Source organism: Peptoniphilus indolicus ATCC 29427 (assembly GCF_000227315.1).
Taxonomy (GTDB): Bacteria; Bacillota; Clostridia; order Tissierellales; family Peptoniphilaceae; genus Peptoniphilus; species Peptoniphilus indolicus.
This window is the reverse complement of record NZ_JH165063.1, coordinates 121,655-135,398: the sequence shown is the minus strand read 5'-3', so window position 1 is coordinate 135,398 and position 13,744 is coordinate 121,655. Positions and strand designations below refer to the sequence as shown.

The following is a 13,744-nucleotide window of genomic DNA, read 5'->3' as shown; positions in this document are numbered from 1 at the left end:
TTTTCATATCATAAAATTGTGTTAAGAGGTGAAATAAATGGACAAAATTTACTTACAATTATTTGGTGTTCCCCAATTCTATTTAAATGGAAAACAAATTTTATTTCCTTATAGTAAGATAAATGCTTTGATATATTATCTTGTGTTAAATAAATTTATAACTAGAGATGAAATTGCCAATTTACTTTGGCCTGATGAAAACGAAAAACAGCTAAAAAGAATCTTAGAAATGCTATTTATCAAGCAAAAAAATGTGTTGGAATAGACTTTATAATTTCTCCTAAAAAATCTGTTTTGGAGATAGATAAAAATTTGGATATTCAATGTGATGCAGACCTCTTTAATCAAAATCCAATAGAACATTTAGACCTTTATAAGGGAGAATTCCTACAAGGTTTTTTTATAAAAGAAGCTGAATCTTATGAATACTGGGTTACTAAAATGCGTAACTACTTTGAAGAAAAATTTATTTCAACTTCTTATGATAAATTAGAAAAAGACATTGCTGAAGAAAATTATGAAAATGTCGAAAAAGAAATTAACAAACTAACTCAAATTGATGAATATGACGAAAGAAATTTCCGTCTACTTATGAAATTTTATCAAAAAACAGGAAGAAACGGAAAAGTTATAGAAACTTATTATAACTTAACTAAGTTATTACAAGATGAACTTGGTGTAAGCCCTGATTTAGAGACAAAAAAAATTTATGAAGAATCAATAAAGCGTATAAATTTAAATAACAAGCGCCCCAAATCTCATGATGAATATTTCTTCGGTAGGTTTGATGAGCTGGCTGCGATTCAAGAAAATTTAAAATTTTTCAAAACCGATAATTTAAAATCAATAGTTCTGTATGGTGAAGCCGGAATTGGTAAAAGCGCCCTCAAGAGAAAGGCCTTTGAACAAATTGATTCCAATACTACTATATTAGAAGCTTTTTGTTATCAAGCAGAAGAAAATTATGCCCTTAGACCTATAGGCGTAATGATAAATAAAATAGGAAAACTTTTAAAAGAACTTAAAATTCCACTTCCTACTTTCTGGGATATAACTATAAAAAAATTGTTCCCAGCTTTTGAAGACTCTGCTAAAGACATAATTTTATTAGAAAACATACAACCATTGAATTTTGATTTACTCACCCAAGTTATAGTTGAAGCTATAAAAAAAATTTCAGCCAAACAAAATTTAATACTGATCTTTGAAGATATTCAATGGATGGATCAAACTTCTATTAAATTACTTACTTCTGTCATATTGAGGCTAAATAAAGAAGCTATGTTTTTTATGACATCAAGAAAACAATTTAATAGAGATTTTGAAGATATGGTCAGCACATTAATTAAATATAACTTACTTGAAAAAATTGAATTAGATAGATTTTCAAGAGACGCCACTGCAGAGTTTGTATCAAAAGCACTGCCTGAAACTCAAATCAAAGATGAACTAATTGATAGAATATATTCCGAAACAGAAGGCAATTCTCTTTTTTTATCTGAATATGTTAATCTCTTAAAATCATCGAATTCTTCTAATCTTATGACTCAAGAGATGATAGATGCAATGAAGTCAAGATTTGCTTATCTTTCAAAACCGGAAAGAGATTTGCTCGATATAGTAAGCTATTTCTACGACGAAGCTCCTCTCTCTCAAATAACTGAAATAAGTGGACAAGGTGAGTTCGATATTATAGGTCTTTTAGAAAACTTAGAAAATGCAAATATATTAACTGAAAGAGAACATAAAAATGATACCAGAATCATGTTCACTCATTCAAAACTCAGAGAATATATATACATGACACAAGCCAATTCAAAGAAAAAAGTTCTTCACAAGAGAATTGGACAACTTTTAGAAGCCGACTTGAAAAATAATAAAAGTCTATATACTTACTCAAAACTTGTTTACCATTATTCAAGTGCCGGAGAAAATTTAAAAAGTATAAAATATAAATTAGAAACTTTAAACTACTATCTAAATTTTTCTCATGAACTATTCCCTATACTTAATGTGTCCGAACTGGACGAAGATGCAAAGATTTATATTTCAAGAGATAAAATTCAAGAAATGTTTGATAAATTAGAAGATAATTTTTCAGATATTAAGAAAAATGAAAATGAAGAAGATGTTAAACAACTCGAAGTTGAATTTTATTATATGAAAGGCAGATACTTAATACGATATGGTTCTTATCAAGAGGGAATTGAAGATATAAAATATGTAATATCTAAAGCTAAAGAAATCGACAATAAAGACTATATCTTAGATGGATATAAGCAAATGATTTTCTATAATATCCAAACTAACAACTCGAAAGATATGCTTGAATATATTGAATCAGCGCTAGATTTAGCCGTAATTTGCAACTATCATAAAGAGATTGGAATACTGCTCAGATTAAAAGGTCTTTACAATATGATGATTGGCAACACATTCCTTGCCGAAAAACTTTTCACCGAGTCAATCAACACATTTACAGTAACAGATGAAGTCGCAAATAGATATGCAATCAATATAGCTGCAGCTTACAACTACATTGGTGAAATTAGATTCCAAGATTTAAAATTCAAAGAAGCTATTGGTAAATTTGAAAAAGCCATTGAGCTTTCAAAAAATAAAAATGCTCTTTCTTCTCTATCTATTTTCTATATAAATAAAGGAAAAGCACACTTTGCAAACAATGAACTTGAACTTGCAAAGGAAGAATTTAACAAAGCATATTCTCTTTATGGACAGTTCGACTCATTTTGGAAACGTCCTGTCTTGGATGCTTATATGGCACTTTGTGAAGTTGAAGATAAAAATTATAAAAAATGCTTCAGCACACCTTAGAACAGCATTTAAATTTGCATCTAAAATGGAAGACCCAAGAGCTCTTGGCACTGTTTATTTTGCCGGTTATAAAATATTTAAGTCTCTTGACCACGATATAATAAACGATGAATTTGTCGGTTTATTTACTGAAAAAGAAGATTTCTATAAAGAAAATGCAATTGCAAACTTAGATAAATTCAGAGATAATTTTGAAATAAGCAACTTATAAAAAATTTAGGGAGTTCTATTGAGCTCTCTTTTTATTTTATATAACTTTTTCATATTACTAATTTATTAAAAAAATATAGTATACTATTAAAAACGATACTTTAGCACTTGGAGGTTAATATGAATAATAAGAAAAATTACTACTATTACTTTTAATATTTTATCCTGTTATAATAGATAAAATATTTATGACCGTAGTTATAAACAATCTTATAGAGCCTGCTTATTCTATTTACTCTGTATGCTTTGAGTTATCATTTTTGGTAGCTGTTGTTTTGTATTTTAAATACTCAAAAGATTAATGAGTGATACATAAATTATATTTTTAAACCCATCTCAATTCAGAAAGATGGGTTTATTTTAATCTATATTTTTTCTATTGTATTCTTCATTATTTCTAATGCCGCTTCTCTATCTTCTGTTGCCAAAAGTCCCATTGCTGAGAGTATATACTCCTTATCCAAATATTTTGTAGGTTCTTTTGGATACAGTGGAGCATTTTTTGTTTCTAAAATAAATTCAGGATTTTCAGAATGAACTAAAACTCCTCCCGTTCCTATTATAGTATTAAAACTTGATAAATCTTTTCCGCTTTGGTAATAAATATATCTTCCGTTTGAATACTCTTTTCTCAAATTTCCAACGTGCCTATCTAAAGAGTGATTTACACAAGCTTTTGCAATTGAAGTATCTATCTTTTTATCTTGTTCAGTATCCGGCACCATCATTATATCTTCGCTTCTTCTCTTACATTCTGTTTTATAATCCGCGTCATAATATTCTTTTAATTCTTCTTCTCCAACAGATTCGTATAAACTAACTGCAGAATATCTCATTCCAAGATCTCCCTCAACAGTTCTCTTATCAAATGGCTCTTTTAATCCTTCAAATCTAATATCATTATTTTCCGGAAGTCCATATCCGATTGAATGAACATCAGTTGTCGCTCCACCTATATCAACTAAAATTAAATTTCCAAGTCCGGATTCATTTTCTGTTCCAACTGAAAGTAACCTTGCCGCTTGCAATACAGAATCCGGAGTAGGCATAAGCACTTCTCCTACATTCTCTCTATATTCAGATAATCCCTTTGCAAAAATTATTCTTCTCATAAAGATGTCCCTGATTATTTTTCTTGTCGGGTCTGCATTTAATTCATTGACTGTAGGCATAACATTTTCTGTAATATAAGTTTCAAAACCATTTAAAATTTCAGCTACTTCATCTGAAACTTGCTCATTTCCTGCAATTACAATTGGCACTTTTATATTTAATTCAGAAAGCATTTTAGCATTATGTAATATATTGAATTTATTCCCGTTATTTGTCCCACCTGACAACAATATAATATCCGGATTTAATTCTTCTATTTCTCTAACTTTTGATAAGTCTAATTCATAAGAAAAAGTTTTAAGCACTCTAGCTCCCGCTCCAAGAGCTGAACGCTTTGCAGCTTCTGCTGTGAGATTTTTCCCAAGTCCTACAGCTACCATCTTAAGACCACCGGCTGCTGATGAACAAGTTATGGCTTTGTCATACTCTACTTTTCCAATTTCACTCTCTATTTTATTCAAAGCATTTCTAAATCCATTCATTACAGAAGTTTTTATTGTAGTTATATCTTTTGATTTTGCTATTATTTTCCTTTTCTCTGCATCTACTAGTGTTAATTTTGTATATGTAGAACCTATGTCAACAAGTAAATATTTCATATTACACCTTCTAAATTTCAAAACAAAAAGAGAGGGATATACCCCCTCTTTTTTTATTTATATTATTCTATTTCAGCTTCAATCTTTTCAAGTAGAGGTGCTGTTACAGCTTCAACTTTTTCAAGTGCTTCTGCCATTTGTTTTTTAGTATCTGCTACAAATGCTTCATCTTTGATTGAACCAAGATTGATTTTTACATTGTAGAAAGCTCCTCTTACTGCAAGTTTTAAGTTTAATAGACCTACTCCTACGTCAGTTATTGCATTAGAGTTTCCTTTTTCAATTAAAACTCCTGCATAATCTAATAACTTAAGAGTTTTTAGACCAACTTGTAGAGGTACATTTGCTGCTTTTTTATATTCTTCTTGAATTGTCTTGGTTCTTATAGCTTTTTCTTCATCAGTTTCTTTTGGTAATTTAAATGCTGCCATAACGCCATTGAATGAATTTGAATCTCTATCAATGTCTTCTACGAAATCTAATTCAAGTTCTTTTAATTCTTCAGCATATTTTTGCATTTCTTCGTGAACTGCTTCATATTTTTTGCTCTTTACTGTTAGGTTTGCAACCATTCCTAAAAGTGCTGCTGCTTGAGCTGCTGCAAGAGCTGAAACTGATCCACCGCCCGGTGCCGGAGAATCAGAAGAAGTTTCTGCTACAAATCCTGCTACTGTTAACTCTTTTAACATATTTCCTCCTTAGAATAGGCCTTCCATTTTTCCGTTTTCATCAACGTCCATCTTGTTAGCTGCCGGAACTTTTGGAAGTCCTGGCATTACCATGATGTCTCCTGTTTCACAAACGATGAATCCTGCCCCTGCAGAAACTCTTACGTTTTGAACTGTTATTTCAAATCCTTCCGGTGCATTTACTGCGTTCTTATCATCAGAGAATGAGAATTGAGTCTTAGCCATACAGATTGGCATTTTATCTAATCCAAGTTCTTCTAATTTCTTAACTTGTTTTTTAGCTGCTGCTGTAAGAACCACTTTAGCTCCTCTGTAAATTTCAGTAACTATAGTGTTAAGTTTTTCAGGAATTGAAGCTTCTACATCATATAGATAGTGGAAGTTGTTTTCTTGTTCACAAGCTCTAACAACTTTTTCAGCTAAGTCTAGAGTTCCTTCTCCACCTTTTGCCCATCCGTCAGAAAGTGAAACTTCTACTCCGTATTCAGCACATTTTTCAATTAATTTATTAACTTCAGCTTCTGTGTCGAATGCAAATTTGTTAACTGCAACAACAACTGGAAGACCAAATTTCTTTACATTTTCAATGTGACGTCCAAGATTTGCAAATCCTGTTTCTAAAGCTTCTACATTTTCTTCTTTTAAGTTCTTCTTATCTACTCCGCCGTGCATCTTAAGAGCTTTGATAGTAGCTACGATTACTACTGCATCCGGTTTGATGTTTCCAAGTCTACATTTGATATCAAAGAATTTTTCTGCTCCAAGGTCAGCACCGAAACCTGCTTCTGTTACAAGGTAATCAGAAAGTTTAAGCCCTAATTTTGTAGCTATTAATGAGTTACATCCGTGAGCGATATTTGCAAATGGTCCACCGTGGATAAGAGCCGGAGTATGTTCAAGAGTTTGAACAATGTTTGGCTTTATTGCATCTTTAAGAAGCATAGCCATAGCTCCTTGAGCTTCTAATTGTCCTGCTGTTACAGGTTCTCCATCAAGGTTGTAAGCTACAATCATCCTAGCAAGTCTTTCTTTAAGGTCAGTTAAACCACTTGCTAAACAAAGAGCTGCCATGATTTCAGAAGCTACAGTTATCATGAAATGGTCTTCTCTTGTAAATCCACAAGCTTTTCCCCCCATTCCGATTACAATATTTCTGATAGCTCTATCATTCATGTCGATAACTCTCTTCCAAGTAATGTTTCTTGAATCAATTCTCAAAGCATTACCTTGGTGAATATGGTTGTCAATAAGAGCTGATAATAAATTGTTAGCAGCTGTCATTGCATGAAGGTCTCCAGTGAAGTGAAGGTTGATATCTTCCATAGGAACTACTTGAGAATATCCGCCACCAGCAGCTCCACCTTTAACTCCGAAAACAGGTCCTAAAGATGGTTCTCTAAGAGCTACAACTGAGTTTTTACCCATTTTATTAAGTCCTTGAGAAAGACCAATTGATACAGTTGATTTCCCTTCTCCTGCCGGAGTTGGAGTAATTGCTGTTACAAGAACTAATTTACCATCTTCTTTTTTATCTAATTCATGAATAGCATCAAGAGATATTTTAGCTTTATATTTTCCATAAAGTTCTAAATCATCTGCATTAAGACCAGCTCTTTCAGCTACTGCAACTATTGGTTCCATTTCAATGGAATTTGCTATCTCTATATCTGTTAAAAATTCTGCCATCTATTTATTACTCCTCAATTAATAATGTTTCTATAACTTGTTCAGCGCTAAATTCTTCAACTTGCATATAGTATGCTGCGGAATCAATTAAAGCTTGTAGTGGAACCATACCGATTATCTCTGTTCCGTATACAGTTACACCATATCTCTTAGCTTCAGATTTTACCATTTCAAGCGCTTGGTAAATTCTTGTCTTTTCAAAGTTTACAAGATTCATAGATACTTGAACTTGTCCTCTTTCTTCAAGTGGAAGTCCTATAGCCTTAGCAAATCTAAGTCCACCACCAATGTGTCTTACTTTCTTAGCGATTGCATCAGCAATTTCTACTTTATCTGTATTTAAGTTTACGTTAAATGCTACAAGGTGGAATCTTGCTCCAACTGCAGTAGCACCACTCTTTGCGTTCATTTCTTGTGGGCCGAAATCCGGTTTCCATTCTTCTTCTTTGATCTTTTCAAAGAATCCTTCATATTGTCCTTTACGAACCTTTGCTAGATTTTGTCTTCCAGGAGTTGTAGCTGCATCTTCGTATAGGTAAACAGGAATTCCTAGTTCTCCTATTGCCTTACCAACTTCTTTTGCATATTCTACGCAATCTTCTGTTGTAACTTCTGTAATAGGCACGAAAGGAACAACGTCAACAGCTCCCATTCTTGGATGAGCCCCTTCATGTTGAGTCATGTCTATAACTTCTTGAGCTACTTTAACAGATTCTATAACGGCTTTGATTACAGCTTCAGGTTCACCAATAACTTCAACAACTGTTCTGTTGTGATCCTTGTCTGCTTGGTAATCTACTAACTTTACATTTTCTTTTGCTCTAAAGCATTCTACGATTTTATCTACTTTTTCTAAATCTCTTCCTTCTGAATAATTAGGAATACACATTACTCTTTTCATAATTTAGTCATACCTCCTAGACTTTTTACAACGCGAGTTTAACATTTTCCTATCTATAAAACGTCAAAAGATATACTATTATGAAAAATTTTTTGACTTTTTATGAATAAATTTGGTCAATGGAAAAATCTTTAGAAATTCTTAGATAAAAATCAAGAATATCTCTTATTGCATAGATAGGTACAGGCCCTACTAACTCTGTATCTACAATATTTACATTATATCTATTAGCTTCAGATTTTATAGTCTCAAAAACTCTGTGTATTGGTGTCTTTTCATAGTTAATCATATTCATAGAAACTTGAACTTGTCTCTTTTCTTCAAGACTTAGAGCTATCGCTCTTACATAAGTGTAACCGCCAGCTGCTGCTCTAACGGATTTAACTATTTCTTTTCCTATATCAATGTCTTCTGTATCTAAATTTATATTGAATGCAACTAATGGGAATCTAGCACCTGTTACAGTCGCTCCGGATTTTGGATTGAATTCTTTAGGCCCTTCATCAGGATACCATTCTTCATCTTTCATTCTCTCTTCTAAAGCTTCATATTGTCCTTTTCTAATCTTTGGCAGAGCTTTTCTATATTCTTTTTCCTGTGCGTCTTCATAGAAATAAACGGGAACTCCAAGACTTCCTAAATATTTTCCAAATTCTTTAGCTATATCTACTGCTTCTTCTGTTGTTATCTCTCTTACCGGAATAAAAGGAACTACATCTACAGCTCCTATTCTTGGATGTGAGCCTTTATGTTTAGTCATATCTATTAATTCAACAGCTTTTGCTGCCAATCTTTTTGTAGCTTCTAGTACATTTTGAGGTTCTCCCTTGTATGTGAAAACTGTTCTGTTGTGGTCTGCATTAGAATCAATATCTATAACTTCTATTCCATCAACTGTTAAAAAAGCTTCTTTAACTTTTTCTACAATACTGAGATCTGTACCTTCACTTATATTTACTTCTGCCATCAATACTTTACTCATAATTTGCTCCTTTATTTTAATTCTCCAACAACTGATTCAACTCTATCTAATAATTCACCTGATTTAATCACTTCAAACGATTTATCCATATCCGGATAGAATATCCTATCATTTTCCATAAAGGTTACATTTTCTCTTAAAACTTTATAGGCTTCTTTTGAGCCAATTCCCAATTTATCAGCTTCCCCAAAATCTGCCGCCTGTGCCGCACACATAAGTTCTATGCTTATTACGTGTTGAGCATGGTCTACTATTTGTCTTGCCTTTCTTGCTCCAATAGTACCCATACTTACATGGTCTTCTTGATTTGCTGAAGTGGGAATTGAATCTACTGAAGCCGGATGTGCCAACACTTTGTTTTCTGAAACTAAAGCTGCGGCTACATATTGAGGAATCATAAATCCATCATTTATTCCTCCATGTTTAACCAAGAAAGCCGGTAACCCATGTGAAAGTGCGGGATTCACCATTTTTTCTATTCTTCTTTCAGATACATTTGCTATTTCAGATACTAATATTCCAAGAGTGTCCATCGCTATTGCTATTGGTTGTCCATGGAAATTTCCACCTGATATACAAGCTCCGTCTTCTCCAGGGAAGATTAATGGATTATCTGTTACTGAATTAATTTCTACTTCTACAGCTTTTTTTACATATTCAAAAGCTATTCTTGATGCCCCGTGAATTTGAGGAATACATCTTAAACTATAAGAGTCTTGCATTCTAACTTCACCTTGTTTGGTTACATTTTTAGATTCTGATAAAAGTCTTCTCATGTTTTCAGCTGTATCTATTTGACCTTGGTGTGGTCTAATTAAATTTATCCTTTCATCAAATGCGTCTATTATTCCACCTAACGCATCAACTGTTAGAGCGCTTACAATATCTGCTTGCTTAAGTAACTTTTCAGCATCATATGTAGCCATAACTGCATTTCCCATAATGGCTTGAGTTCCGTTTATAAGCGCTAAACCTTCTTTAGCTTTTAAAGTAATAGGTTTTAATCCCGCTCTCTTCATGGCTTCTGCTCCACTAAGAACTTCACCTTTATACTCCGCTTCTCCTTCGCCTATCATAGGTAAAACCATATGTGCTAATGGACATAAATCTCCTGAAGACCCTACAGAACCTTTAGACCTAACTATTGGATGTACTCCTTCATTTAACATATTTATAAGGCATTCAACTGTTGTCATCAATACACCTGAGAATCCTTTGCATATTGAATTTGCTCTTAAAACCATCATAGCTCTTACTATTTCTGTATCAAAAGGCTCCCCAACTCCACATGCATCTGAATAGATTAAGTTCTTTTGTAATAAATCTAATTCTTCTTCTGAAATAGAAACAGTTGAAAACTTACCGAATCCTGTATTAATTCCGTAAATAGCCTGTCCACTTGCCAATGCATCTTCAACATAAGCTCTTGACTTAAGTATTTCCTCTTTTTGCTTTTCATCTATTTCTACTTTTGCCCCAAACCTTGCAACTTGAACTACATCTTCTATCGTTAAATCATTTCCATTAATTTTAATTACTTTCTCCATATTGAATCCTCCTTTAAGAATAAAATCACATATAATTTTCTGACAAATTAATATTTTATAGAGTTTCTAAATCTTTTTTAAACTCTTCGATAACCTTCTCATCTTTTATCAGTGGTAAATTTACTTCAACATTTTCTTTTCCAGCTTTTATTCCCATCTTAGCAAATTCAACTCCTGCATTTAAATCAGTTCCGCAAGCCGGATTTGAATTTTTTAAAAGTCCCTCACCTATTTCTAAAAGTCTTTTATTTAATTTTGCATTTGACATAGGAACTTCAGCTGCTCTTATTCCTGCATTTTGTATCGCTGCTTTTCTTGCAATTTTTTCTTCTTCTGTTGACTTAGGTAATTTATAAGCATTTACAATTAACATATATGCTTCATTATCATTAACTGCACCTTGCAAAAATTTGGCTTTTAATTCTTTTAACTCTCTTGAAAGTTCATCATACTTTTCATCAGAATATCCATAATCTTTCCCTTTAGATAAATTTATTACCATTCCCATTAGCCCACATCCAAAAGCACCAGCTATAGCAGATGAAGAACCTCCACCCACGGTAAAGTCATCTTCATCTAAAATCAGTTCAATAATATCTCTATAATCCATTTTTATTTCCTCCTAAGCTTGAAAAACAATTTTTCCTTTTTTTATAATAATATTAACTTCATTTACACCTATTTTATAGATACAGTTTTTATAATTATCAGATTCAAGAATTTGAATATCTGCAAATTTGCCTTCTTCTATAGATCCATAATCTCTATCTATTTTAAGAGCTTTTGCCCCTCCAAGTGTTGCTGCTCTAATTGCCTCTTCCGGAGTCATCCCATGATTTCTACAAGCCATTGCCATAGCTAAAGGCATTGATTCAATCCAATTGCCCGGATTTAAGTTTGTTGCTATTGCAATAGTAAGCCCTTTATCAATCATCGGTCTTGGATTAAATGGTTTATGATGTCTTACTGAAAAATCTGTTCCCGGAATCAACACCCCTACAACTCCATTATCTCTTAAATAATCTATATCTTCATCTTCTAAATAATTTAAATGTCCAACATTAGCTGCTTTTAATTCAGCTCCGACTCTTGCACCACCTATTGCAGAGTAACATTCAGTATGTATTGTAGGAAGCATTCCAAATTTTAAACCGGCAGATAAAATTTTTCTCGAATCCTCAGCAGTGTAGTATCCATCATCACACCATACGTCACAGAACTCTGCTAAGTCCTCGTCTCTTATTATTGGCATAACCTCATCTATCATATATTGAATATATTTTTCTTTGCCCATTTCAACGTCAAAATAATGAGCCCCAAGATATGTACTCAGTATAGTTTGAGGAGTATATTTCCCCATTTGTTTTATAATCCTCAATTGTCTTAGCTCATTTTCTTTATCTATGCCATATCCAGACTTTATTTCAAGTGTAGTTGTGCCTGTCTTAAGCATTCTATTAAGTTTTGTTAATGAAGATTGTAATAATTCTTCATCTGTTACATTTTTTGTAGAATACATCGATGATGCTAACCCAACTAAGCCAACTTTTTTCTTAACTTCTTCAGCCGACATAGTTAAAGATGCTGAGTATTCATCAACTCTGCTCTTTCCAAAAATCAAATGTGTATGACAGTCTACATAACCCGGCATTATTATTTTATCTTTGCAATCTATAACCTCAGTTTCAAAGTCTATGTCAATTTTTGAATAGTCACCTATTTTCTTTATTCTATCTTCTTTTATTAATATTGATTTATTAGAGACGATGCCGATTAAATCATCGGCATCGTCTCTAATTGTCAATATTTCTTTGCAGTCTTTTAAAAGTAATTTTTTCATTTTTCAGTCCTTATATAAATAGTGGCCAAATTATACCAACAATTAACAATGGAATATCATAACAAATAAATTGAGGAACACATGTATCCCAAATGTGGTCATGCTGTCCATCTGCGTTTAATCCTGCTGTAGGTCCTAACGTTGTATCAGATGCCGGAGAACCTGCATCTCCTAGCGCTGCTGCAACTGCTATCATAAAAATTATAGCGGCCGGAGAAAAACCGAGTTTTACTGCTAGAGGAACATATATAGCCGCTATAACAGGTACTGTACCAAAGGAAGTTCCTATTCCCATAGTAATTACCAAACCTAATGCTATCATTGTAAAAGAGCCTGCCAGCTTAGAGCCACCTAATAAAGCAAATGCACTTTCTACCAAACTATCTACTGCTCCACTTTCTCTAATTACAGTTGCATATCCTGATGCTATCAACATTACAAATGCAATGAATCCCATCAATTTAATACCACCGTCTAACATTTCTTGTATATCATTCCATTTTATAACTCTAGTAGCAATTAAAAGTGTTAGTGCTGCTAAAGCTCCCAAAGGTAAAGACTCTGTTACAAGTTGGACAACTAAAGCTACAATGCCTGCAGCCAGTGTAAGCCAATGCTTTACCTCTATTACAATTTCTTTTTCTTCTTTATTTTTATCTTCATCTTTATCTTCATAATTTCTATCTTTAGATAAATAGATAAGTCCAAGTACCAACCCAACAAACATAGCTAACCCAGCCATCCAAGTTGATTTCCAAATATCAGATAATCCAACATTAAGTCCTGCTGAGTTAACTGAATCTTTAATAATTCCATGGAAAATTGCTCCATATGCTATAGGAAGAGTTATGTATGGTGCTTTTAATCCAAATCCAAAGCAAATTGCAAGCATTCTTCTGTCCATTTTCATCTTATTCATCAAAGATAGTAGTGGCGGAATTAATATTGGTATAAAAGCAATATGTATTGGTACAATAGTCCCTGATGCCATAGCTGTTAAAGTTATTATAATAGCCAGGGTAAACTTATTACCTTTTACTACTGAAGCTATCTTTCTCGCCAATATATCAGCTGCTCCAGTTTTATTTATTGTATATGCCAACGCACCTAATAAAATATAGCTAAGAGCTGTGTTAGCGTTCCCACCCATGCCGCCGACAAATATTCCGATAGATTCTGTCAGTCCTATACCTGCTGACAAACCTGCAACTAATGCTGATACTAATAGTGCCAATAAGACCGGCAACTTAAGTAAACACAAAACGGATAATACAATAACCGATATTATTACCGGATTCAACAAAATTTCCATATTTATCTCCCTTCTATTTTAAATATATAA

At 32.9% G+C, this 13,744-nt stretch carries 12 protein-coding genes; 3 read left to right on the top strand and 9 right to left on the bottom strand.

All coding sequences use genetic code 11. The annotated features are described in order from the left end of the window. Positions 1-37: 37 nt before the first annotated feature. From HMPREF9129_RS10710 to HMPREF9129_RS10705, 3 genes are read left to right on the top strand one after another with little or no spacing between them, the layout of a single operon-like run. A complete protein-coding gene (locus tag HMPREF9129_RS10710) occupies positions 38-265 on the top strand; it encodes a hypothetical protein (protein ID WP_004822060.1) in 228 nt (75 codons plus the stop codon). A 29-nt stretch (positions 266-294) separates the two neighbouring features. Then, positions 295-2,835, top strand: a complete 2,541-nt coding sequence (locus tag HMPREF9129_RS07305; protein WP_004822058.1) for a BTAD domain-containing putative transcriptional regulator — start codon at positions 295-297, stop codon at positions 2,833-2,835. Further along, entirely contained in the window at positions 2,795-3,046 is a 252-nt protein-coding gene (locus HMPREF9129_RS10705) for a hypothetical protein (RefSeq protein ID WP_004822056.1), read from the top strand. The genes HMPREF9129_RS07305 and HMPREF9129_RS10705 overlap by 41 nt, the downstream gene beginning before the upstream one ends. A gap of 364 nt (positions 3,047-3,410) precedes the next feature. Here HMPREF9129_RS10705 and glmL read toward each other — a convergent pair whose 3' ends face one another. From glmL to HMPREF9129_RS07260, 9 genes are all read right to left on the bottom strand, one after another. Next, entirely contained in the window at positions 3,411-4,757 is a 1,347-nt protein-coding gene (glmL, locus tag HMPREF9129_RS07300) for a methylaspartate mutase accessory protein GlmL (protein ID WP_004822054.1), read from the bottom strand. 62 nt (positions 4,758-4,819) lie between these two features. Beyond that, the gene (locus HMPREF9129_RS07295; RefSeq protein ID WP_004822053.1) at positions 4,820-5,446 is read right to left on the bottom strand and encodes a cyclodeaminase/cyclohydrolase family protein; all 627 of its coding nucleotides are present in this window, start codon (positions 5,444-5,446) and stop codon (positions 4,820-4,822) included. Positions 5,447-5,455: 9 nt separating this feature from the next. Continuing rightward, on the bottom strand, positions 5,456-7,132 hold the full coding sequence (locus tag HMPREF9129_RS07290) for a formate--tetrahydrofolate ligase (RefSeq protein WP_004822051.1): 1,677 nt from the start codon (positions 7,130-7,132) through the stop codon (positions 5,456-5,458). Between the two features lie 7 nt (positions 7,133-7,139). Beyond that, the gene (ftcD, locus tag HMPREF9129_RS07285; RefSeq protein ID WP_004822050.1) at positions 7,140-8,033 is read right to left on the bottom strand and encodes a glutamate formimidoyltransferase; all 894 of its coding nucleotides are present in this window, start codon (positions 8,031-8,033) and stop codon (positions 7,140-7,142) included. Positions 8,034-8,133: 100 nt separating this feature from the next. After that, positions 8,134-9,015, bottom strand: coding sequence for a glutamate formimidoyltransferase (gene ftcD, locus HMPREF9129_RS07280; protein ID WP_004822048.1), 882 nt, complete (start codon positions 9,013-9,015; stop codon positions 8,134-8,136). An 11-nt stretch (positions 9,016-9,026) separates the two neighbouring features. Then, a complete protein-coding gene (hutH, locus tag HMPREF9129_RS07275; protein ID WP_004822046.1) occupies positions 9,027-10,562 on the bottom strand; it encodes a histidine ammonia-lyase in 1,536 nt (511 codons plus the stop codon). Between the two features lie 55 nt (positions 10,563-10,617). Continuing rightward, complete coding sequence (locus HMPREF9129_RS07270) at positions 10,618-11,172, bottom strand: cyclodeaminase/cyclohydrolase family protein (protein ID WP_004822045.1); 555 nt, start codon at positions 11,170-11,172, stop codon at positions 10,618-10,620. A 12-nt stretch (positions 11,173-11,184) separates the two neighbouring features. Next, the gene (gene hutI / locus HMPREF9129_RS07265) at positions 11,185-12,402 is read right to left on the bottom strand and encodes an imidazolonepropionase (protein WP_004822043.1); all 1,218 of its coding nucleotides are present in this window, start codon (positions 12,400-12,402) and stop codon (positions 11,185-11,187) included. A 10-nt stretch (positions 12,403-12,412) separates the two neighbouring features. Then, entirely contained in the window at positions 12,413-13,714 is a 1,302-nt protein-coding gene (locus HMPREF9129_RS07260) for an SLC13 family permease (protein WP_004822041.1), read from the bottom strand. Between the last annotated feature and the right edge of the window lie 30 nt (positions 13,715-13,744).